This is a genomic window from Pseudonocardia autotrophica, from assembly GCF_003945385.1.
In the GTDB taxonomy this organism is placed as follows: domain Bacteria; phylum Actinomycetota; class Actinomycetes; order Mycobacteriales; family Pseudonocardiaceae; genus Pseudonocardia; species Pseudonocardia autotrophica.
On sequence record NZ_AP018920.1, the window covers coordinates 2,850,975 to 2,873,278 of the forward strand.

General features: G+C 73.4%; 18 protein-coding genes and 1 riboswitch. Of the genes, 5 read left to right on the forward strand and 13 right to left on the reverse strand.

Features of this window, described 5'->3' with window-relative positions:
• Positions 1-31 precede the first annotated feature (31 nt).
• The 9 genes from Pdca_RS13470 to Pdca_RS13510 all read right to left on the reverse strand — a co-directional run bounded on the left by Pdca_RS13470 (position 32) and on the right by Pdca_RS13510 (position 9,972).
• Positions 32-1,609 (reverse strand): precorrin-2 C(20)-methyltransferase, encoded by a 1,578-nt coding sequence (locus Pdca_RS13470; protein WP_085911446.1) that lies wholly within the window; start codon positions 1,607-1,609, stop codon positions 32-34.
• Positions 1,606-2,271, reverse strand: coding sequence for a precorrin-8X methylmutase (locus tag Pdca_RS13475; RefSeq protein WP_085911538.1), 666 nt, complete (start codon positions 2,269-2,271; stop codon positions 1,606-1,608). Before Pdca_RS13475 ends, Pdca_RS13470 begins: the two co-directional genes overlap by 4 nt.
• Complete coding sequence (locus Pdca_RS13480; RefSeq protein ID WP_085911539.1) at positions 2,241-3,509, reverse strand: nitrite/sulfite reductase; 1,269 nt, start codon at positions 3,507-3,509, stop codon at positions 2,241-2,243. The genes Pdca_RS13475 and Pdca_RS13480 overlap by 31 nt, the downstream gene beginning before the upstream one ends.
• A gap of 82 nt (positions 3,510-3,591) precedes the next feature.
• The gene (locus Pdca_RS13485; protein WP_085911447.1) at positions 3,592-4,629 is read right to left on the reverse strand and encodes a C40 family peptidase; all 1,038 of its coding nucleotides are present in this window, start codon (positions 4,627-4,629) and stop codon (positions 3,592-3,594) included.
• 400 nt (positions 4,630-5,029) lie between these two features.
• On the reverse strand, positions 5,030-5,971 hold the full coding sequence (locus Pdca_RS13490; protein WP_085911448.1) for a cupin domain-containing protein: 942 nt from the start codon (positions 5,969-5,971) through the stop codon (positions 5,030-5,032).
• Positions 5,972-5,993: 22 nt separating this feature from the next.
• Complete coding sequence (locus Pdca_RS13495; RefSeq protein ID WP_085911449.1) at positions 5,994-6,461, reverse strand: CBS domain-containing protein; 468 nt, start codon at positions 6,459-6,461, stop codon at positions 5,994-5,996.
• Entirely contained in the window at positions 6,458-7,432 is a 975-nt protein-coding gene (locus tag Pdca_RS13500; protein ID WP_085911450.1) for an NAD(P)/FAD-dependent oxidoreductase, read from the reverse strand. The genes Pdca_RS13495 and Pdca_RS13500 overlap by 4 nt, the downstream gene beginning before the upstream one ends.
• Positions 7,429-7,692: a ferredoxin family protein gene (locus Pdca_RS13505; protein WP_428842056.1), complete on the reverse strand. Its 264-nt coding sequence runs from the start codon at positions 7,690-7,692 to the stop codon at positions 7,429-7,431. Before Pdca_RS13505 ends, Pdca_RS13500 begins: the two co-directional genes overlap by 4 nt.
• Positions 7,693-7,824: 132 nt before the next feature.
• Positions 7,825-9,972, reverse strand: coding sequence for a molybdopterin-containing oxidoreductase family protein (locus Pdca_RS13510; protein WP_085911452.1), 2,148 nt, complete (start codon positions 9,970-9,972; stop codon positions 7,825-7,827).
• 231 nt (positions 9,973-10,203) lie between these two features.
• A riboswitch (cobalamin riboswitch) is annotated at positions 10,204-10,275 on the forward strand.
• A 96-nt stretch (positions 10,276-10,371) separates the two neighbouring features.
• Here Pdca_RS13510 and cobN point away from each other — a divergent pair.
• Positions 10,372-14,079 carry a cobaltochelatase subunit CobN gene (cobN, locus tag Pdca_RS13515; RefSeq protein WP_085911453.1) on the forward strand — a complete coding sequence of 1,236 codons (3,708 nt, stop codon included), beginning with the start codon at positions 10,372-10,374 and terminating at the stop codon, positions 14,077-14,079.
• Between the two features lie 34 nt (positions 14,080-14,113).
• Here cobN and Pdca_RS13520 read toward each other — a convergent pair whose 3' ends face one another.
• The gene (locus tag Pdca_RS13520) at positions 14,114-15,001 is read right to left on the reverse strand and encodes an IclR family transcriptional regulator (RefSeq protein WP_085911454.1); all 888 of its coding nucleotides are present in this window, start codon (positions 14,999-15,001) and stop codon (positions 14,114-14,116) included.
• A gap of 139 nt (positions 15,002-15,140) precedes the next feature.
• Here Pdca_RS13520 and Pdca_RS13525 point away from each other — a divergent pair, with 139 nt between their 5' ends.
• From Pdca_RS13525 to Pdca_RS13535, 3 genes are read left to right on the forward strand one after another with little or no spacing between them, the layout of a single operon-like run.
• Positions 15,141-16,181, forward strand: coding sequence for a DctP family TRAP transporter solute-binding subunit (locus Pdca_RS13525; protein ID WP_085911455.1), 1,041 nt, complete (start codon positions 15,141-15,143; stop codon positions 16,179-16,181).
• Positions 16,178-16,717 carry a TRAP transporter small permease gene (locus Pdca_RS13530; RefSeq protein WP_085911456.1) on the forward strand — a complete coding sequence of 180 codons (540 nt, stop codon included), beginning with the start codon at positions 16,178-16,180 and terminating at the stop codon, positions 16,715-16,717. The genes Pdca_RS13525 and Pdca_RS13530 overlap by 4 nt, the downstream gene beginning before the upstream one ends.
• Positions 16,714-18,075: a TRAP transporter large permease gene (locus tag Pdca_RS13535; RefSeq protein ID WP_085911457.1), complete on the forward strand. Its 1,362-nt coding sequence runs from the start codon at positions 16,714-16,716 to the stop codon at positions 18,073-18,075. Before Pdca_RS13530 ends, Pdca_RS13535 begins: the two co-directional genes overlap by 4 nt.
• Here the strand turns inward: Pdca_RS13535 and Pdca_RS35540 are convergent.
• The 3 genes from Pdca_RS35540 to Pdca_RS13550 all read right to left on the reverse strand — a co-directional run bounded on the left by Pdca_RS35540 (position 18,062) and on the right by Pdca_RS13550 (position 21,265).
• Positions 18,062-18,796: a TetR/AcrR family transcriptional regulator gene (locus Pdca_RS35540; RefSeq protein ID WP_170205948.1), complete on the reverse strand. Its 735-nt coding sequence runs from the start codon at positions 18,794-18,796 to the stop codon at positions 18,062-18,064. The genes Pdca_RS13535 and Pdca_RS35540 overlap by 14 nt on opposite strands.
• An 18-nt stretch (positions 18,797-18,814) precedes the next feature.
• Positions 18,815-20,185 carry a cytochrome P450 gene (locus tag Pdca_RS13545; protein ID WP_166665945.1) on the reverse strand — a complete coding sequence of 457 codons (1,371 nt, stop codon included), beginning with the start codon at positions 20,183-20,185 and terminating at the stop codon, positions 18,815-18,817.
• 66 nt (positions 20,186-20,251) lie between these two features.
• Entirely contained in the window at positions 20,252-21,265 is a 1,014-nt protein-coding gene (locus Pdca_RS13550; protein ID WP_125911386.1) for a pyridoxamine 5'-phosphate oxidase family protein, read from the reverse strand.
• Positions 21,266-21,319: 54 nt separating this feature from the next.
• On the opposite strand from Pdca_RS13550, the gene Pdca_RS13555 reads away from it, so the two are divergent.
• Positions 21,320-22,048: a helix-turn-helix transcriptional regulator gene (locus Pdca_RS13555; RefSeq protein ID WP_158092078.1), complete on the forward strand. Its 729-nt coding sequence runs from the start codon at positions 21,320-21,322 to the stop codon at positions 22,046-22,048.
• The last annotated feature ends 256 nt before the right edge of the window (positions 22,049-22,304 follow it).

The following is a 22,304-nucleotide window of genomic DNA, read 5'->3' on the forward strand; positions in this document are numbered from 1 at the left end:
CCGCGCCACCGTCAGCGGGGACGGTAGCGGCTCAGCCGGTGGTCGTCCCGGTCTCGTAGTGGCGGGGCGTGAAGACGACCGGTCCGGTGCCGCGCTCGACGACCCGGGTGGTCGACGAGCCGACGATCACCAGGGTGCGCATGTCCACCAGCTCCGGGTCCAGCTCGCCGAGCGTGGTGACGGTGATCCGCTGGCCGGCGCCGCCGACGTCGCGGCCCAGCACCACCGGGGTGTCCGGGGAGCGGTGCTCCAGCAGCACCTCGCGGGCCGCGCCGACCTGCCACGGCCGGGCCTTCGACCGCGGGTTGTAGATCGCGATCGCCAGGTCCGCGGCCGCCACGGCGCGCAGCCGGGCGGCGACGACGTCCCACGGCTTGAGCCGGTCCGACAGCGAGATCATCGCGTGGTCGTGCCCGAGCGGAGCACCGACCGCCGCGGACACCGCCTGCGCCGCGGACAGCCCGGGCAGCACCCGGACGGCGACGTCGCGGTACTTCTGCTCGGAGGCGACCTCCAGCACCGCGGCGGCCATCGCGAACACCCCCGGGTCACCGGCCGAGACAACCGCGACCCGACGACCGGACGCGGCCAGGTCCAGCGCGTGCGCGGCGCGCTGCGCCTCGACCCGGTTGTCCGACGGGTACCGGGTCTGCCGCGGGTTGGGCGGCACCCGGTCGAGATAGGGCCCGTACCCGACGAGATCGTCGGCGACCGACAGCGCGGCCGCGACCTGCGGGGTCAGCCAGTCCCGCCCGGCCGGCCCGGTCCCGACGACGACGACCTCGCCCGGCCCGCGCACCGACGCCGGATCGGCCGGATCGGGGGCGATCCGGTGGTCGTCGTTCTCCTGGTCGGGCACCGACGAGGCGATGTCACCGGGCACCAGCGCGATCGCGAAGTAGGGCACGTCACCGGCGTCGACGTCGCCGAGGGCGCCGGTGCGCTGGGCCTCCATGGTGGCCCGCTCCACGTAGTGCGCGCGATCGAGCTTCCCGGCGTCGGCCAGCGCGTCGCGCACGGTGCCGAAGGTACGGCCCAGCTTCATGACGGCGGCCGAGTCGGTGTCGGCGAGCCGGCGCGCCAGCTCGGCGCGGGGCAGCGTGCCGGGCAGCACGGTGAGCACCTCGTCCCGCTCGACGAGCGGGCGGCCCAGCGCCGCGGCGGCCCCGCTGATCGAGGTGACACCGGGCACGACCTCGGTGCGGTAGCGGCCGGCGAGGCGCTTGTGCATGTGCATGTAGGAGCCGTAGAAGAGCGGATCGCCCTCGGCGAGCAGCACGACGTCGCGGCCGGCGTCGAGGTGTGCGGCCAGCCGGGCGGCGGCCTCGGTGTAGAACTCGTCGATCGCACCCTGGTAGCCGCCGGGATGGTCGGTGGTCTCGGTGGTGACCGGGTAGACCAGGGCCTCCTCGATCGCGGTGCCGGACAGGTGCGGCTCGGCGATCCGGCGGGCGATGGAGCGGCCGTGCCGGGCCGAGTGGTAGGCGATCACGTCGGCGTCGCGGACGAGCCGGGCGGCCTTGATCGTGGTCAGCTCGGGATCGCCGGGGCCGAGCCCGACACCGTAGAGGGTGCCGGCACTCGGGGTGGTGGGGTCGGCGCTGCTCACGCGATGATCTCCTGCTCGTGGGCCAGCGCGTTCAGCGCGGCGGCGGTGATCGCCGAGCCGCCGCGGCGGCCGTGCACCACCAGGTACTCCAGGTCGGTGCGGGCGGCGAGGGCCTGCTTGGACTCGGCGGCGCCGATGAAACCGACCGGGATGCCGAGCACCGCGGCCGGGCGCGGCGCGCCCCGGTCGATCAGGTCGAGCAGGTGGAACAGCGCGGTCGGGGCGTTGCCGACGGCGACGACGGCGCCGTCGAACCGGTCCGCGAGCAGCTCCAGCGCGGCGGCGGAGCGGGTGTTGCCGATCCGCTGCGCGAGGTCCGGGACGCGTGGATCGCGGAGCAGGCAGAGCACCTCGTTGCCGGCCGGGAGCCGGGCCGCGGTGACCCCGGAGGCGACCATCATGGCGTCGCAGAGGATCGGGGCGCCCGCCTTCAGCGCCTGCCGGGCGGCGTCGACCAGCCCGTCCGATGCGGCGATGTCGGCGGTCAGGTCGACCTGACCGCAGGCGTGGATCATCCGCACGGCGATGTCGGAGATCCCGGGCGGCAATCCGGTCAGGTCCGCCTCGGCGCGGATCGTCGCGAACGAGCGCCGGTAGATCTCGGCGCCGTCGGTGATGTAGTCGTGGCCGCTCAGCGGATGCTCCTCGGTCGGTCCTGCGATGGTGCGACGAGCGTGCCCGGTTCGCCGTCGAGCCGGTAACTGCCCGGGCCGGTGGCGACGGCGTCGACGTGCGGGGTGTGCGGGGCGCCGCAGCGCCGGGCGCAGCCCACGACGTGCACCGGTCTCCCGGTGCCGTGCCGGATCAGCTCGCGGGCGTCGGCGCGGACGTCGGCGAGGGACTTCGCGCAGCCCGGTGCGCCCGCGCAGGCGCTGACCCGCAGCGCCGGATGGTCCGGGTCGGTGACCAGCCCGGCCGCCCGCAGCCGGGCCGGGGCATCGGCGGCGGGCCGGGGGAGCACCAGGGTGCGCCACGGCGTCACGATGAGTTCCGGTGCGGCACCGGCGAGGGCGGCCAGCTGCGCGGACGACAGTTCCCCGAGCACCGGGGCCACCCCGAGCGCGCCGCCGCCGAGGTCCCCGACCCCCGATGGCCGGTCGCCGGGTGATCCGAGAGCGGGTGCCCCGTCGCCGGGTGAGCCATCGCCAGGTGCCCCGTCGACGGTCGGCCGGTCGCCGGGTGATCCGACCGCGGCCGGCTCGTCGCCGGGTGCCGCGGGTGGGCCGTCGCCGGGCGTCGCCCGGCGGCGCAGGATCGCGCCGATGCGGGTGGGGGCGTCGTCGAGCTCGGCGGCACGCCAGGTGCCGGCGTCCAGGGTCAGGAACGCCTCCGCTGCGTCCAGCAGCAGGGCGGGGGCACCCGCCCGGGAGCAGCGCAGGCCGGTGCCGGTCCCGGCGACGAGGAGCTCGCCGTCGTCGGCCCCGGTCGCGCGCCAGCACACATCGGGCCGCTCGCCCGCGACGTCGCCGCGGCCGTCGTCGAGGGCGAACAGGAACCGGCCGGACAGCCGCGCGAGCCCCGGACGCGCACACAGACCGCGGTCCAGCGCGGCGGCCGACCCCCGCAGGTCGGCGAGTCCGCCGGTGATCCCCGACAGCGGCGACGCGAGGATGTTCCGCACCCGCTCGTGGGTCGTGGAGGGCAGCAGCCCGGCGGCGCCGAGCAGCTGCACCGGCCGCGGATCGGCCGGGTCGAGCCCGCGCAGCTGCAGGTTCCCGCGGGAGGTGAGATGCACCGACCCGTCCCCGGCGGCCTCGGCGAGCGTCGCCACCACCCGCAGCGCGGGCGCGGCCAGCACGCCGCCGGGCAACCGGACCCTGGCCAGCGCACCGTCCGCCGCGAGATGCGGCGACACGACGCCCGGGCAGGCGTCGGCGCGGGTACGGGCGGTCGTCGGCACGCCGGTCACTGTAGGCACACCCGGGGGTGCGGGGCCTGCGCGCGGCGTGGCGGTATCGGTCACACGGCGGTCGCGCCCCGGGTCACGCCGGGTCGGGCAGGTGCCTGCGTGCCCCGGAGTACGTCGCGTCGAACCGGACCGGGGTGATCCGCACCGGGGTCGACGCGTCGAAGGCCTCGATCATCCGCCCGTCGCCGGCATAGATCGCGACGTGCGTGGCGGGGGAGTTCCAGAAGAGCAGATCACCGGGCCGCAGGTCGTTCTGCTCGACGGCCCGGCCGGCGGTCGCCTGGTCGGAGGCGTCCCGGCCGATCGTGATCCCGTGCAGTTCGTGCACCAGTCCGGTCAGCCCCGAGCAGTCCGGCGCGAACCCGGAGCGGCCGCCCCACAGGTAGGGCCGCTCCAGGAACAGCCGGGCGGTGCCGACCAGGTCCTCCCCGGAGGCCGGGCCCGGATCGCCGATCCGCAGGTGCGCCGCGTCGGCCCAGGCGGTGCCACCGTCGGGCAGCGACACCTGCACGCCGCCGGAGTCACCGGCGAGGACCGGGAGCCGGGTGCCGGCGCTGATCTCGCGGAGCCGGTCGGTGCGGGTCTCCTCGCTGTACAGCCAGGTGGTGGCGACCCCGTCGACGGTGCCCGCGGGCAGTGCTTCGAGCAGCCCGGCGAACGCCGCACCGGTGGTGAGCTGCGCGGACGGGACCCAGCCGGGATAGCCGCGGGCGTCCTTCGCGCTGGGCTGACCGGGCACCGCGATCTTCGTCCAGCCCTCGCGGCGCTCCAGCACCTGCACCTGCGCGCCGTAGAGGACCTGGGTCTGGGTGCGGGACGCGGTGGTCAGCTCGCGCCGGTCGGCCGCGGTCATCGACCCGAGCCAGTCCGCCGGGTCGGCCGGCGCGGCGACGGCGGACCGGTCCATCTCACGGGGGCTGGTGGGGGAGGTCCACACGGTGGCGACCGAGACGCCGACGAACGCCCGGTCGGTCAGCGGGCCGCCGGCTGCCGGTGCGGCGAGCGCGGCCGGTGCCGCGGTCACGACGAGGCCGACGGCGAGCAGCGTCGCCGCTGCGGTACCGAGCAGCCGACGACGGGGGATGCCGGGCGGGGTCGGGTGCACGGGCACGGGGCCACCTCCGGGGCGTCCGGCGACCGGGTCCGGACGCGGCGTCCAGGGTCGGTGCCCCGGCTCCGCGCGCCGCCGCGACGCACCGGTGGCTCACCCGGAAGGCCCCCGGGTTCGTCCGGTCCGGTGACGGACTATCGGGACAGGGCGGCCGGGACAGAGCGGTCGGGACAGCGCCGTCGGGACAGCGCCGTCGGAACAGGGTCGTCGGAACAGGGCCGTCGGGAGAGCATCGTCGCGACCTGGCCGTTCGGACAGGGCCGTCGGGAGAGCACCGTCGCGACCTGGCCGTCCGGACAGGGCCGTCGCGACATGATCGGCAGGCGGCAGGCGCCGATGCGCGCCGGGCGCACAGTCCCGCTGCTGCCGCCGGCACCGGCCGCTGCCGCGGCGCGGGCGGTCAGGCCGTCCGGGTCCGGTGGCTGCTGGGTGCGCTCCCGAACCGAGCCCGGAACGCCCTGCTGAACGCCGCCGCATCGGGCATCCCCCAGCGCGCCCCGATGGCCCCGATCCCCAGGTGCGCCAGGTCGTCGCGGCGGAGCTCGTGCCAGGCCCCCTGCAACCGTTCCTCGCGGATGACCGAGCCGACGGTGGTGGACTCGGCCGCGAAGACCTTGTGCAGGTGGCCGACCGAGATCGCACAGGCGGCCGCGATCGAGGCCGGGTCCAGATCCCGGTCGGCGACGTGCGCGCGGATGTGGGCGCGGGCCCGCGCGACGTGCAGGTTCGCCGAGGCGGAGGCGGGGACCATGCTGCGGACCAGCGCGACGAACAGGTCGCCGATGGTCCGGGCCACCGCGTCCTGTGCCACGTCGGGGAGGTCGTCGCCGATCGCCCGGTCCAGCGACGACAGCAGGGGCGGCAGCATCGCGCCGATGCCGCGGCGCCCGTCGAAGACCCGTGCGGTGATCTCGGCGGTCTCCGCGGCCGACAGCGGCAGCGCCCCCTTGGGGTGCAGGCACACCTGGTACTCGAAGCTGTCGGTGGTGACGAAGGTGAACGGCCTGCTGCTGTCGTAGATCACGAAGTCGCCCGGGCCGATCAGCGCCTCCCGGCCGTCCTGCACGACCAGGGTGCGGCCGCGGCGGGCCAGCGCGATCTGCAGGTAGTCCTCGTCGGCCGCCCGCACCTGGCGGGTGGTCCGCTCGAAGCGGTGCGGTACCGAGGAGATCCGTCGCAGGTGCGTCCCGGCCACCGACGCAGCGGTGACCCGTCCGGAGACCAGACCGGTGGTGGAGGGCGTCACATCCAGAGCGACGAACTGGTCGCAGACCGTGTCCCGCCAGAAGTCCAACCGGTCGGCCTCGCCCACGGTGGTGGTGTCGATCGTGACGAGGGCCATACCGCAGGATGACATGTCACGGTCACGAACATGTTGCTCCGATGTGAGGATGTCGGGTCACCCGTCGCTGCGCGGCCCGCTCCCGCACCCCGCGATCGGTGCAGAACCCGGTGCCGGACCTCTTGAGGCACAACAGCCCGAGCAACCCGCCGCGGTCGTCGACGACGGCCAGCCTGCGCTGCCCGCGGGCCGCCATGGTCTCCCGGGCGGCCCCCGCGTCGGCGCCGGGCGCGAGGGTCCGGCCGGCCACCGTGCCCAGCCGGCGGACCGGAGCCGCGGCGGGTTGCCCCAGCAGGTCACCCCGCTCCACGACGGTGAGGAGCAGCCCGCGGTCGACGACGAGCAGCGCGTGCACGTGGTCGTCGCGCAGCGCCTCGCGCGCCTGGTGCACCGTGGTGGTGCGCCCGCAGATCTTCGGGCAGCCGATCATCGCCGCGCCGACGCTGCCCGGCGCCCACCCGCCGCCGGGATCCGCGGCCGGGGTGCTCATGCCGCGTCGCTCGAGTGACCGGGCACGACCGGCAGGTCCGGGCGCACCAGCGGGACCAGGTTGTTCACCGCCAGCGCGGCCTCGCCGAACCCGACCGAGATGAGCCGGACCTTGCCCTCGAAGTCGGTGATGTCCCCGGCGGCGAACACCCGCGGCAGCGTCGTGCGCATCGACCGGTCGACGGCGATGTGCCGCCGGCTCATCCCGATCCCCCAGCTCGACAGGGCGGCCAGGTCGGCCTTGAAACCGAGCGCGGCGACGATCTCGTCGACCCGCAGGGTCTGCACGCCGTCCGGGCCGGACACGTCGACCTCGGCCACCCGCTCGTCGCCGCGCACGTCGTGCACCTCGAAGGGGGTCAGGAGCCGCACCGACGACGCGCGCAGCTCGGTGACGCTGCGCTCGTGCGCCCGGAAGGCGTCCCGGCGGTGCACCAGGGTCACCGACGCCGCGAGCGGTTCCAGGCACAGCGCCCAGTCCACCGCCGAGTCCCCGCCGCCGACGATCAGCACGTCGCGGCCGGTGAGTTCGGCCGGGCGGGGCACCGCGTAGCGCAGGCCCCGACCGGCGTAGTCGCCACCGGCGGGCAGCGGGCGCGGGGTGAACCGGCCCATCCCGCCGGTGATCAGCAGCGCGCCCGCCCGGATCCGCACGCCGCGGTCGGTGGTGACGGCGACGCCGTCGTCGAACTGCTCCAGCTCCACGGCGTCGTGCCCGAGCAGGTAGGTCGGTTCGGCCGGCGCGGCCTGCTCGACCAGGGAGTCGACCAGGTCCTGCGCCCGGACCCGGGGGAAGCCGGCGACGTCGAACACCGGCTTCTCCGGGTAGAGCACCGACATCTGCCCGCCCAGCTGGTCCAGGGCGTCGACCACGACCACGGACAGCCCGCGGAAGCCCGCGTAGTAGGTGGCGTAGAGCCCGGTCGGTCCGGCGCCGACGACGACCAGATCGGCCGCCAGCTCGCCGCTCATCGCGGCTTCCGCTGCGCGACCAGCGGGTGGTCGCCGTCGGCCGGGTCGGCGTCCTCGCCGCCGCCGGAGAAGCCCTGCTCGCGCACGAACACCGCGTTGGCGTCGACGAACTCCAGCTGCTCCGGGGGCATCTTGTGCTCCCAGTGGATGGCCTCGCTGGGACAGGCCGGCATGCACTTGCCGCAGTCGACGCACTCGTCGGGGTGGATGTACATCATCCGCTCGCCCGGGTAGATGCAGTCGACCGGGCACTCTTCCATGCAGGCTCGGTCCTGCACGTCGATGCAGGCATCGGTGACGACGTAGGCCACGGCTATTCCTCCGATGTGGACGGTCGTGGTGGGGCACGGCCCGGCCGGGCCGAGAAGGGCGATCCGGCCGGGCCGTGCGGATCAGGCGGTCTCGACCTCGACGAGGGTGTCGGAGAACGTGGGCGCGTTGCCCAGGTCGCCGAACACGGTCGGGTTGACCGCGGCCAGGGTGGCGCCGGCCTTGGAGTTCTTGCGCCAGCCGCCCATCGGGCTGACGACGACCCCGAGCGGCACGGTGTCCTGCAGCGACGCGACGACGGTGAACTCGCCCCGGTCGTTGAACACCCGCACCGGCGATCCCTCGGTGATGCCGCGGGCGGCGGCGTCGTCCGGGTGCACGATCAGGGTGTGCTCGTTCGCGACGCGGCGGTGGAACTCGTGGCTGGCGAAGCTGGAGTTCAGGAACGCGTGCGACTTGGGCGTGAGCAGGTTCAGCGGGTAGCGGGCGGCGAGCTCGGGGTCCGCGGCCGCGGACTCGCGCGGCGGGATGTAGTGCGGCAGCGGGTCGACGGGCTGGCCGGGCTGGTGGTCGTTGGAACCCTGCCGGAACAGCGGGACGACGAAGTTGCCGCCCGCCGCGGCGGCGGAGACGAACTCGGCCTTGCCCGACGGCGTCGGGAAGTTCCCCTCGGCGTGCGGGGCGTAGGCCTCCGGCGGGGCCACGTTGAGCCGCTGCCAGCCCTGCTCCTTCAGCGACTCGACGGTGATCCCCTCCATGTGCGGGTGGGACCAGTCGAACGCCTCGGCGATCATCTCCTCGTCGGTGCGCTGGAAGACCGGGTCGTCGAAGCCCATCGCGGCGGCGAGCCTGCGGAACATCTCGGTGTTCGGGACGGCCTCGCCCAGCGGCTCGATGGACTGGTGGTTGTAGGTCACGTACAGGTGGCCCCAGGAGAACATGATGTCGTCCTGCTCGAGCTGCGTCGTGGCCGGCAGCACGATGTCGGCGTACTCCGCGGTGTCGGTCATGAACTGCTCCGACACGACGGTGAACAGGTCCTCGCTCTCCAGGCCCTTGATCAGCCGGTCCTGGTCGGGCGTGGTGACGACCGGGTTGGAGTTGTAGACCATCAGGCCCTTGATCGGCGGGCCGGCGGGCAGGTCACCGGCGAGCGCGGCACCGAGCCGGTACTGGTTGATCACCCGGGTGCCGGGGGTGAGCATCTCCGGGTGCATGAAGGCGCCCCAGTTGACCGGGAACGCCCACAGCGGCAGCTGCAGGATGCCGCCGCCGGGCTTGCGCCAGGCGCCGACCAGGCCGGGCAGGCAGGACAGGGCGCGCACGGTCTGGCCACCGCCGGCGTGCCGCTCGACGGCGACGCCGATCCGGATGACCGACGGCTGCGCACCGGCGTACTCGCGGGCCAGGGTTCGGATGGTGTCGGCGGGCACGCCGGTCTCGGTCTCGGCCCACTCGGGGGTGTAGCGGGAGACGCGCTCGGCGAACTCGTCGTAGCCGACGGTGTGGTTCGCGATGTAGTCGTCGTCGGTGAGGCCCTCGGCGATGATCACGTGCGCCATGGCCAGCGCGAGCGCGCCGTCGGTGCCGGGGCGGATCGCGATGTGCTGGTCGGCGGCGGCCGCGGTGCGGGTGCGGATCGGGTCGACGACCACGACCTTCGCGCCGTTCTTCTTGGCCTTCGCGATGTAGGGCCACAGGTGCAGGTTGGTGCTCATGATGTTGCAGGCCCACACCAGGATGAACGTGGAGTGCACGAGGCTCTCCGGGTCCACCCCGGCGGTGTCGCCGATGGTCATCGCGTAGGCGGTGCAGGAACCGGAGTCGCAGTAGGTGCGCTCGGCGACGGTGGCGCCCAGCTTCGCGAAGAACGGGTCACCGACGTTGAGACCGTTCAGGATGCCCTGGGTGCCCAGGTAACTGACCGGCATGATCGCCTCGGGGCCGTGCTCGTCGGCGATGGCCTTGAACCGGGTGGCGATCTCGGTGACGGCGTCGTCCCAGGTGATCCGCTCGAAGCGGCCGCTGCCCTTGGGACCGGTCCGGCGCATCGGGAACAGCACGCGGCCCGGGTCGTACACCCGGTCCAGATAGTTGTTGACCTTCACGCAGAGGCCGCCGTTGGTGTACGGGTGGTCCGGGTCGCCGACGACCGAGGTGGCCTTGCCGTCGCCGTCGACCGTCACCAGCATCGCGCAGGTGTCGGGGCAGTCCTGGGGACAGGCGGCCCGCACCGTGGTGCTCGTCGGCCTGTCGTCGGTCGTCGTCATCGCTGCTCCTTGGTGGTGGGAACGCTGCGTCGGCGACGACAGTGCCCGAGCCGGGCAGCACCGGGCTTGTTCGAGACTGTCCAGGTCTTGTCCGGGACTCGCCGACCGTTGCCCGGCGACGGGGTGACCGGCGGCACCCGTGCCGAGCGCCACGGCGGTGCGGCCTCGCTTGACGTGGGACCGGCCCGTTGCGGAAGGTGATCGGACAACCGAAGACGGCGGGTGGGACCAGGAAGCCGGTGCGAGTCCGGCGCGGTCCCGCCACTGTGACCCCCGCGGGCCTCCGCGGGGGCAGCCAGACACCGGGCCCATCCGCCGCGCCCCCTCCGTCCGGGACGAGGATCCCGAGGAAGGTCCGCCGATGACGCGCGCCCGCACACCCCGCACCGGGACCGCCCGGTGATCCTTCTCCTGTCCACCTCGGACACCGACCTGCTCTCCGCCCGTGCCGGCGAGGCCGACTACCGCCTCGCGAACCCGAACCGGGTGCTGCTCGACGAGCTGGGGGCGATGGCCGACGAGGCCGACGTCGTCGTCGTCCGGGTGCTCGGCGGCTACCGCTACTTCGAGGAGGGCCTGGACCTGCTGCGGACCAGGTCCACGCCGCTGGTCTGCCTCGGCGGTGAGATGGCGCCGGACGCGGAGATGATGGAGCTCTCCACCGTGCCCGCCGGTGTCGCCGCGGAGGCGCACAGCTACCTGGCGCAGGGCGGTACCGAGAACCTGCGGCAGCTGCACGCGTTCCTGTCCGACACGGTGCTGCTGACCGGCGAGGGTTTCGAGCCGCCGGTGGAGCTGCCCGAGTGGGGCGTGCTGGAGCGACCCGCCGCCGGAACAGAGACCGGAACAGACACCGGGCCGACCGTCGCGGTGCTCTTCTACCGGGCGCAGTTCCTGGCCGGGAACACCGCCTACATCGAGGCGCTCTGCGACGCGATCGCGGCGAAGGGCGCGACCCCGCTGCCGATCTGGTGCGCCTCGCTGCGCCAGGCCCCGGCCGCGCTGCTGGACACGCTGCGCGGCGCCGACGCGATGGTCGTCACGGTGCTCGCCGCGGGCGGCACCAAGCCGGCGTCCGCGCAGGCGGGCGGCGAGGACGAGGAGTGGGACGTCACCGAGCTGGCCGCGCTCGACGTCCCGATCCTGCAGGGCCTGTGTCTGACCTCCTCCCGGGAGACCTGGGAGTCCAACGACGACGGGCTGTCCCCGCTCGACGTCGCCACCCAGGTCGCCGTCCCCGAGTTCGACGGCCGGTTGATCACCGTCCCGTTCTCGTTCAAGGAGACCGACGGCGACGGCCTGTCGGTCTACGTCCCGGACCACGAGCGGGCCGCCCGGGTCGCCGGGATCGCGGTGAACCACGCCAACCTCGGCCGGATCCCGAACGCCGAGAAGAAGATCGTCCTGATGCTGTCGGCGTACCCGACCAAGCACGCCCGGATCGGGAACGCGGTCGGGCTCGACACCCCGGCGTCGACGGTCGCGCTGCTGCGCACGATGGCCGAGGCCGGCTACCGGATCGCCGATCCCGGTACGCCCGGCTTCCCCGGCGTCGAGTCCGGTGACGGCGACGCGCTGATGCACGCGCTGATCGAGGCCGGCGGACAGGACCCGGACTGGCTGACCGAGGAGAAGCTCGCCGGGAACCCGATCCGGATCTCCGGCGAGGTGTACCGGCGCTGGTTCGAGACGCTCCCGCAGGACTTCCGTGAGGGCGTCGAGGAGCACTGGGGCGAGGCGCCCGGCACGCTCTACACCGACTCCGGCGATGTCGTCGTCGCCGCGCTGCGCAGCGGGAACGTGACGCTGATCGTGCAGCCGCCGCGCGGGTTCGGCGAGAACCCGGTCGCGATCTACCACGATCCGGACCTCCCGCCGTCGCACCACTACCTGGCGGCGTACCGCTGGCTGGCCGCCCCGGAGACCGACGGCGGCTTCGGCGCGCACGCGATCGTGCACATCGGCAAGCACGGGAACCTGGAGTGGCTGCCGGGCAAGACGCTGGGCATGTCGGCGTCCTGCGGTACCGACGCCGTGCTCGGCGACCTGCCGCTGATCTACCCGTTCCTGGTCAACGACCCGGGGGAGGGCACCCAGGCCAAGCGACGGGCGCACGCCACCCTGATCGACCATCTGATCCCGCCGATGGCCCGCGCCGAGAGCTACGGCGACATCGCCCGGCTGGAGCAGCTGCTCGACGAGCACGCCAACATCTCCGCGCTCGACCCCGCGAAGCTGCCCGCGATCCGGCAGCAGATCTGGACGCTGATGACCGCGGCCCAGATGCACCACGACCTCGGCCTGGAGCAGCGCCCGGACGAGGACGTCTTCGACGACATGCTGATGAACGTCGACGGCTGGCTGTGCGAGATCAAGGACGTGCAGATCCGGGACGGGCTGCACGTGCTCGCACTCGCCCCGGCCGGCGAGCAGCGGATCGACCTGGTGCTGGCGATGCTCCGCGCCCGGCAGATGTGGGGCGGCGAGCAGTCCGTCCCCGGGCTGCGCCAGGCACTCGGGCTGGTCGAGGACGGCTCCGAGACCAACGCCCGCACCGACACCGTCGAGGGGGTGGCGAGGGCGCTGGTCGCCGGTATGGAGGCCGCGGACTGGTCCGCCGATGCCGCCCCCGGGGTCGTCGCCGAGCACCTCGGTTCCCCGGAGCCGGCCGATCGTGACACGGGTTCGGACCAGCGGCCCGCTCGTGGTGCGGCGGCCGGGGGTCCGGAGGGTCTCGCCGCGCTGCCCGGTGCCGACCCGGCGGCGATCGAGTCGGTGCTGCGCTTCGCCGCGGACGAGGTCGTCCCGCGGCTCGACGCCACCGCGCAGGAGCTGGACCGGGTGCTGCACGCCCTCGACGGCGGCTTCATCCCGGCCGGACCGTCCGGGTCCCCGCTGCGCGGGCTGATCAACGTGCTGCCGACCGGCCGGAACTTCTACTCGGTCGACCCGAAGGCCGTCCCGTCGAAGCTGGCCTGGGAGACCGGGCAGGCGATGGCCGAGTCGCTGGTCGAGCGCTACCGCGCCGACCACGGCGAGTACCCGCGCTCGGTGGGCCTGTCGGTGTGGGGGACCAGCGCGATGCGGACCTCAGGCGACGACGTCGCCGAGGTGTTCGCGCTGCTCGGTGTCCGCCCGGTGTGGGACGACGCGTCGCGCCGGGTCCGCGATCTCGAGGTGATCGGCCTCGAGGAGCTGGGCAGGCCCAGGGTGGACGTCACGGTGCGCATCTCCGGGTTCTTCCGGGACGCGTTCCCACACGTGCTCGCCCTGCTCGACGACGCGGTGAAGCTGGTCGCCGAGCTGGACGAGACGGCCGAGCAGAACTTCGTCCGTGCGCACGTGCTCGCCGACGCGGAGCGGCACGGTGACGGCCGCCGGGCCCGCACCCGGATCTTCGGGTCCAAGCCGGGCACCTACGGTGCCGGCCTGCTGCAGCTGGTCGACTCGCGCGACTGGCGGGGCGACGCCGATCTCGCCGAGGTCTACTCGACGTGGGGCGGCTACGCCTACGGCCGCGGCCTCGACGGGGTGCCGGCCCGCGACGACATGGAGAACGCGTACCGGCGGATCGCGGTGGCGGCGAAGAACATCGACACCCGCGAGCACGACATCGCCGACTCCGACGACTACTACCAGTACCACGGCGGCATGGTCGCGACCGTGCGCGCGCTGACCGGTAAGGCGCCGGAGGCCTACGTCGGCGACTCGACCCGCCCGGAGGCCGTCCGGACCCGGACCCTGCACGAGGAGAGCGCACGGGTGTTCCGGGCCCGGGTGGTCAACCCGCGCTGGATCTCGGCGATGCGCAGGCACGGGTACAAGGGCGCATTCGAGATGGCGGCGACGGTCGACTACCTGTTCGGCTGGGACGCCACCACCGGAGTCATCGCGGACTGGCAGTACGAGACCCTCACCGCCGAGTACGTGCTCGACCCGGACAACCGCAAGTTCCTGACCGAGTCCAACCCGTGGGCGTTGCACGGGATGGCCGAGCGGCTCCTCGAAGCCGTCGACCGGGGCCTGTGGGAGTCGCCGGAGCCCGCCACCCTGGAGGCGCTCCGGCAGGCGTATCTGGAGTCGGAGGGCGACCTGGAGGGCGAGTAGCCGACCGGGGGCGGTGCCGCGAGTGCGGCACCGCTCACCGGCAGGCCCGGTCCTCGATCTCCCGGGCGCACCGGTGCAGCTCCGCCGCGAGCTCCGCGCGCCGGCGCGGTCCCATCCGCTGCTCGATGCTCGCGATGCTCAGGCCGGCCACCGGGCGCCCGGCCCGGTCGCGCAGCACCACACCGACCCCCCACGAGCCGGGTACGAACAGCCCGTCGTTGAGGGCGTGACCGTCGGCGCGGGTCCGCGCCACCAGCCGGAGCAGGGTCGCGTCGTCGTAGCGGGGATAGCGGATCCGGGCGCCCGCGTGCGCCCGCAGCACGGTCGCCACCTCGTCGTCGTCCAGCGCGGAGAGGACGGCGAGGCTGCCCGCCCCGATCCCGAGCGGATGCCGGTCGCCGACGGCGAGCGCGCTGTTGCGGATCGGCCCCGGGCCCTCCTGCGTCCGCGTGCACAGCGCGTAGCTGCCTTGTCGGACGGTCAGGAACGCGGTGTCGCCTGACGACTCGGCGAGCCGGATCAGCGGGTCGGTCGCGGCGTCGCCGAGCCGGTCGGCGCCCCGGTCCGCGAGCTCGCCGAGCACCGCTGCCTGCAAGCCGAGCCGGTACCGCCCGGTCGGCTGCTCCTGCTCCACGTAGCCGGCGTGCACCAGCGCCGCGAGCGCGCGGTGCACGCTGGGTTTGGGGCGTCCGCTGGTGCGGACCAGCTCGGACAGCGACACCCCGGCGGGGCGGTCGCGGGCCATCACCGCGACCAGGTCCAGCAGCGTCAGCGCGCGCAGCACGCTCTGTGTGCCGGGCGGATCGTCCCGCGGGTCGGCGGCGTGCACGACGTTCCAGGATGCGGACCGGCGGGCGAGATCGATCCGGTCGTCGGACGGGTACCGCTCCGCATCACCGGCCACGAGCACCAGGATCACCATCCACCCGGCTGATGGCAATGGTCCAGATGATGGAACACCGTTTCGGCCGGATCGTTGACAGTGCCGTCTGCGATTCCGGAGCATTCGGGCACCGCCCCATCCGTCCGTCCGACGTGGACGGCGGCCCGAGGAGTAGACGATGACGTCGAGACCACCTGCGGCACGGCCCGCGACACCGGCCGTGACGGCACTCGCCGTGCTCGTCTGTGTCGTGCTGACCGCCTGCGCCGGCCCGCCCGCACCGGCCGATCCGGAACCCACGACCTGGCGGATGACGGTGACTCCCGGCGAGTCGTCGTCCTGGTACGCCGCCGCCGAGCACTTCGCCGAGACGGTGCAGGAGCGCACCGACGGCCGGATCCGGGTCGACCTGTTCAGCGGTGAGCGGCTCTCCGCGGGTGATCCCGCGGCCGGTGTCGAGCAGCTGATGTCGGGCAGCAAGGAGCTGTCCTACAACTCGACGATCATCTATGCCGGGATCGATCCGCGCTTCGGCGCGGTGAACGCCCCGTTCCGCTACGCCTCGTACGCCGAGGCCGAGGCCGGGCTCGACCGGCCCGCGCAGGAGGCGTACCGGGCGATGGCCGCCGAGTTCGGCGTCGAGCTACTCGGGTTCGGCGAGAGCGGGTTCCGGCAGCTGACCAACAACGAGCGGCCGGTCCGGACCCCGGAGGATCTGGCCGGTGTGAAGGTGCGGATCCCCGGGATCGGGCTGTTCACCGACGTCTTCCGCGAGCTCGGGGCGAACCCCACCACGATGAACTTCGCCGAGGTCTTCACCTCGCTGCAGCAGGGCACCATCGAGGGTCAGGAGAACCCGATCGACGTGATCTCCTCGGCCGGTCTCGCCGAGGTCCAGCAGCACCTGACCGTCTGGAACTTCGTCTACGACCCGCTGATCCTGGGCATCAACAAGGAGCTGTTCGACGGGCTCGATCCCGGCGACCAGGAGCTCGTGCGGGAGGTCGCGGCCGAGACGAACGAGCAGCAGATCGCGCTCAACCGGGAGCGGGAGAACCGCCAGCAGGCCGAGCAGGTCGAGCTGATGGACACCGTGGTCCTCGCGCCGGAGGAGATCGACCGGTTCCGGGCGGCGGTCGATCCGCTGCAGGCGCACTACGAGCAGAACGTGTGGGGGGCCGAGCTGTCCGGGCTGCTCGCCCCGGAGCCGGCCCGATGAGCGCGCCGCACCCCGGGTCCGCCACGGGGGCACCGAGGGCGCTGCGGGCGCTGACGGTCGTGGAGAACACGCTCGCCGCCGTGCCGTTCGCGATCGTCGCGGTGATCGCCTTCGTCAACGTCCTGACCCGCTACTTCTTCAATCTCTCGCTCGCCTTCACCACCGAGCTGACGGTCAACCTGATGGTCTGGACGGTGATGATCGGCGCGGTGATCGGCATCCGGGAGGGCGCCCATCTCGGGTTCACCGCGCTCGCCGAGCGGACCGGGGGACGGGCCCGGCAGGTGCACACGGTGCTGGTCGCGGGCGCCGTCGTCGTCACCCTGGGGGTGCTGTTCGTGCAGGGACTGGACATGACGCTCGCGCAGTACGGCCGTGGCCGCGCCACCCCCTCGATCGGGGTGCCGCAGTGGCTGTTCACCGTCGCGGTCCCGGTCGGGGCGGTGCTGGGGATCGTGCGCACCGTGCACGCCGCGGGCACCGCGCTGCGGACCGACGGCTCGGCGTCCGACCGGCTGACGGGGGTGGGCCGGTGATCGCGCTGGTGCTGTTCGGGTCGTTCTTCGCGTTGCTGCTGCTCGGCGTCCCGGTCGCGTTCGCGCTCGGGCTCGCCGCGGCGTTCGGGCTGCTCGCCTCGGGCGGTCCCGGTGATCTCGCGGTGCTGCCGAGCGTGTTCACCGCGTCGGTCTCCTCGGAGACGCTGCTGGCGATCCCGTTCTTCATCCTGGCCGGGGTGATCATGGAGTACGCCGGGATCTCCCGGCGGCTGATCGACTTCGCGAGCGCCTGCGTGGGCAGGCGCAAGCACGGCCTGGCCGCGGTCGTGGTGCTCGCGGCGTTCTTCTTCTCGGCGATCTCCGGCTCCGGCCCGGCGACGGTCGCGGCGCTCGGCACCATCCTGATCCCGGCGCTGGTCCGGGCCGGCTACACCCGGCGGCACTCGGCGTCGATGGTCGCGAGCTCGGGCTCGATGGGCCTGGTGATCCCGCCGAGCGTCGTGTTCATCGTGTTCGCGGTCGTGGTCAGTGACTTCGCCGGGGTGTCCATCGCGCGGCTGTTCGTGGCCGGGATCGTGCCCGGGATCCTGCTGGCGGTCGCGCTGATGGTGGCATGCCTGTTCCTGCCGCGCACCGCCCCGGTCCGGGAACCGGTGACCGCCGGTGCGTCGTCGCCGTCGTCGTCGGGCGGTGGCGGTGCGGCCGATCCGCAGCTGGGCAGCGGGACGTCCTGGACCGGGTTCGGCCGCGCGTTCCTCGGTGCGCTGCCCGGGTTGCTGCTCCCGGTGATCATCCTGGGCGGCATCTACGGCGGGATCGTGACGCCCACCGAGTCGGCCGTGGTCGCCGCGTTCTGCGCGCTGCTGATCGGCCTGTTCGTCTACCGGGAGCTGCGCCCGTCGATGCTCTTCCGGGTGCTGGTCACCGCGGCGGCCCAGTCCGCGGTGATCATGCTCATCGTGGGGGCGGCGTCGGTGTTCGCCTACGTCGTCACCGTGAACGGGATCGCGGCGACGCTCGCCGAAGCACTGCTGGGGGTCACCGGGAACCCGGCGCTGATCCTGCTGATGGTGGTCGTGCTGCTGCTGGTCGTCGGGGCCTTCGTCGACGCGATCTCGGCGCTGTACCTGCTGGTGCCGATCGTCGCGCCGGTGCTGCTCGCCGTCGGGGTGGATCCGACGACCATCGGCGTGATGATGGCGGTCGGGCTCGCGCTGGGGCTGATCACCCCACCGGTCGGGGTGAACCTGTTCGTCGCCGCCGGGATCGCCGGGACCTCGCTGAACGAGGCCTTCCGCGGGATCCGGCCGTTCTTCGTCGCCGGGCTGGTGGTGCTGCTGGCCGTCACCTACCTGCCGGTGCTGTCGAACTGGCTGCCCGACCTCATGGGGTTCTAGGAGCGCCGACCAGCAACGCGAGTCCGGCGAAGGCCCGGTCGATCTCCTCCCGCAACGCCTCCCGCGAGCGGGCCGGAAGCTCTCCGGAGCCGGAGCCGGAGCCGGAGCCGGAGCCGGAGCCGGTGTCCGCGCCGGGCCGGGCCAGCCAGCTGCTCATCGCGACCCGCAGGGCGGCCAGGGCCGCCGCGGCGGCTGCGACCGCCAGGGTGCCGGTGGCCGGGCCGGTGCCGAGCCGGGTCGCGATCGCGGCGGCCAGTGCCTCCTCCTGCTCGGCGAGCACCGTCATCTCGTGCGCACGCAGTGTCGGAGCGTCGCGCACCAGGCGCAGCGCGACGAGGTGATCCCGGCCCCGGGCGTCGTCGCGGTCGATCACAGTGAGGGCCGCCTCGCGGACGGCGTCGATCAGGGATTCGCCGGGCGGTCTGTGCGCGAACGCCTCGATCAGCTCCGCCGCCCGGCTGCGGACGGCATCGAGGACGGCGTCCTCCTTGCTGGGGAAGTGGTTGAAGAACGTGCGGACCGCGACGTCGGCCTCGCGGGCGATCCGCTCGACGGTCACGGCGTCCAGCCCGTACCGCTCGGTGAGCCGGACCGTCGCCGCGCGGACCGCCTCCCGGGTGGCGAGCTTCTTGCGCTCGCGCAACCCGGGGGCGGCCGGCCCGCCGTCCCTGCGGTGGTCGCTGCCGCCCCTGTCGTCGCTGCGGTCGCCGTCGTCGTTCACGACGGGAACGGTGCCATGTCAGTTCCAGGTGACCGGCAACGAGTGCACCCCGAAGATCAGCATGTCGTTGCGGAGCGGGACATCCTCAGCTGCCACGGCGAGGCGTAGGCCGGGGATCCGTGCGAACAGCTCGCGGAAGCCGACCTTCATCTCGACGCGCGCCAGCTGGGAACCGATGCACTGGTGGACACCGTGCCCGAAGGCGAGGTGCGGCACCCGCCCCCGGCGGACGTCGAGCTCGTCGACGGCGTCGAGGTGCCGCTCGTCCCGGTTCGTCTCCGGCACCGCCACCATGACGGTGGAGCCCGCCGGGATGTCGACCCCGCCGAGCGTGACGGTCTCGGTCGCGACCCGGGACACCCCGAGCTGGATGATGCTCAGGTAGCGCAGGAGTTCCTCGACGGCGCCGTCGATCGCGTCCGGCCCGGTGGTCACCGCGGCGAGCTGCTCGGGGTGCTGGAGCAGCGCGAACACGCCGAGGGCGAGCATGTTGGCCGTGGTCTCGTGCCCGGCGCCGAGCAGCACCAGCGAGATGTCGATCAGCTGGTTGTCCGGCAGTGGCGGGTCGGACTCGTGGATGAGCCCGGACAGCAGATCGTCGCCGGGGTGCTCCTTCTTGTGCGCGACGAGCCCGGACAGGAACGTGTAGAGCTCGCCCAGTGCCCGGCCGCGTTCCTCGTCGGTGGAGTTGGCGTTGAGCCCGACCGTGGTGTTGTCCTGGAACGCCTGCCGGTCGGCATAGTCGACCCCGAGCAGCTCACAGATCATCTGCGAGGGCAGCGGCAGCGCATAGGCGGGCACCAGGTCGGCGCCGGGGCCACCGGCGAGCATCGTGTCGATGTGCGCCGCGGCGATCTCGGTCATGCGCTCCTCGAGTGCGCGCATACGGCGGACCGTGAACTGGCCCTGCAGGAGCCTGCGGATGCGGGTGTGCTCGGGCGGGTCCATGAAGATGAACATGCCGTCGTTGCGCTGCACGTCGGCCGGGCGTAGCGGCTCACCGCGCTCGGTGGCAGCGGCGAGCTGCTCGACCTCCTGTGCGGAGAGCTTCGTCGCGTCCTTGTAGCGGACCCGGTCGGCGCTGAACCGGGAGTCGGCCAGCACCTCGCGTGCCTCGTCGAAGCCGGTCACGAGGAACGCCCGGGCTCCGTTGCGCAGCTCGACCGGCTGAACGGCGCCTGCGCCGCGCCGCGCCGCGAGCCCCGGCGCGGGATCGAACGGGCAGCTCGGCGTGCGCTCGAGCAGGTCCTCGGGGACCAGGCTGCGCAGCGCGATGGGGGAGTCGGTGGCGGTGGTGTTCTCGTCGGCGGTCAGGGCGGGCTCCTGTCCTGGGCGTCGTCGGGTTCCCCGCCAGCCTACCGAATCGCTGCACGGTGTGCATTGCTGCATAATGTGCACCGTTGCGCATCGTGCAGTCAGTTCGCCGTGCGCGGCGCCCCGGTCCGGGCGCCGGTGTCACTCGTAGCCCTCGTCCCGTAGCGCGGAGCGGTAGCTCGCATCCAGGGCGCGGCGGGTGACCCCGCTCATCGAGCCGGCCAGGCCACGCGCGAGCGCCTTCGCCGCGCGACCACCACGGCCGGCGAGATGGGCGGCGGCGATCGCGTTGAGATCGGGGAGCGGGGCCGCCGGACCCGCCCACAGCGCGTCGACAGCCGGGCTGCGCACCAACTCGGCCCACTCCACGCGCACCACGACCGCGGCATCAGGTGCCTTGTCCCGCAACGCCATCGTTGCGAGCAGGGCCGGGTCGACACTGATCTGTGCGGTGCCGCCGAGCCGGGCGACGTCACCCCGGCCCGGCACGACGGCGAGCAGCGAGACCTCCGGGCAGCTCGTCAGGTTGTGCAGGGTGTCGGCCCGCTTGTTCCCCCGCCGTTCGGCGAACGCGACGGTCTGCCCGTCGAGCACGCGCAGCAGCCCGGGGCCGTCACCGCGCGGGCTCGTGTCGGCGTTGTCGTCGCCGTCCCGCGAGGTGGTCAGGGCGAACGGTGCGGTGGCGAGGAACCCGGCCACCCCCGGTACGGACAGCGGGCCCGACTCGGGAGCCGTCACGGAGGCCGGCTCCGGCACGGCTCGCCACAGCTTCGAACGCAGGACGCAGCGTGCGCAGTGCACGAAGGCCTCGGTCAGGGTGACGTCGAGCCGTCCGCCGGACGACCGCCCCGCGACCCCGTTGCACCGGAAGGTCTCGCCGAGGCCGGGCAGCAGGAACAGCATCGACACCCCGGAGCCCGGCGTGGGTGCCTCGGGCAGGAGCACCGAGAGGCGGGTGTCCGACTCGGCGCGGGCGAACCCGGGTTCCCCGCCGGTGAGGACCGTGCCCGAGCGGGTCCCCACGACCGCGACCGGGGCCGCGGCGAAGATCGTCCGGCAGCCCTCGTCGAGGGTTGTCGTCGATTTGAGCAACACCGGCTTCGCCGGGCTGCCGATGAGCGCGTCGACCCCCTGCGGGGTGGTCACCATCTGCATGCCGCGGACGCTATGGTGGCCCTTCAGCGGTGTGTGGCCAACCATGGCCGCGAGATGGCCAGGATCGGGGTGTCGATGTCGGGGAGCGTGCTCGCCGCCCTGCGCACGGAGTTCGATCGTGGCTTCTCCGTCGACCTCCACGTGCACGATTTCCACCTGCTGAGCTGGTCGAGGTACGCGACGGTCACCCACCACACCGCGGAGCGGGACTGGCTGGTGCCGCCCACGCACGCGTTGTGGATGCCGGCCGGTGTCCCGCACTCGGTCACCGTCGTCCGCGGCGGGCTCGGCTACGCCGTGGCCATGACCGGAGCGACGCGGTTGCCCGAGCCGACCGGCATCCTCGTGACGCCACTGGTCGGTGAGCTGATCGTGCACCTGAACGGCGATCCGGAGCGAACCCGGGCCACGGCCGAGGAGTTGCTCACCGAGCTTCTCGAACCCGTCTCGAGCACCGTCTTCACCCTGCCCGCCCCGAGCGACCCGCGGCTGCGCGAGATCACCCGGGCGCTCGTCGCGGACCCGGCGGACGGGCGCGATCTCGCCGCATGGGCCGATCACACGGCCACCAGCGTCCGCACACTGACGAGGACGTTCCAGACCGAGACGGGCATGACCTTCGCGCAGTGGCGCAGGCATGCCCGTGTCCGGGCGGCCCTGACACTGCTCGCGAACGGCACCTCGGTCGGGGCGACCGCCCGTGCGGTGGGCTACCGCAAGCCCAGCGCCTTCGCCGAGGCCTTCCGCCAGGTGACCGGCCGGTCCCCGAGCGAGTTCGGCTGAGTCGCCGGCCGGGCGTGCCCGGCCTCACCTCAGGTGCCGGGCGAAGAACCGGTTCCCGGCCTCGTTCGCGCACGCCGGGCCGCCGCGCCGACCGCAGCCGCACCGCCCGGGCCGTCACGATGGTGAACGGATGCTCGATGATGGACATCACGCACCGGAGTCGAAGTCTTTGCTTCCATCGCATCCGTGCAGCGATCGAGGTCCCGTATACGCCCGATGTGATTGTCGTGCAGCGTGATCCGAACGTCGCATGCTG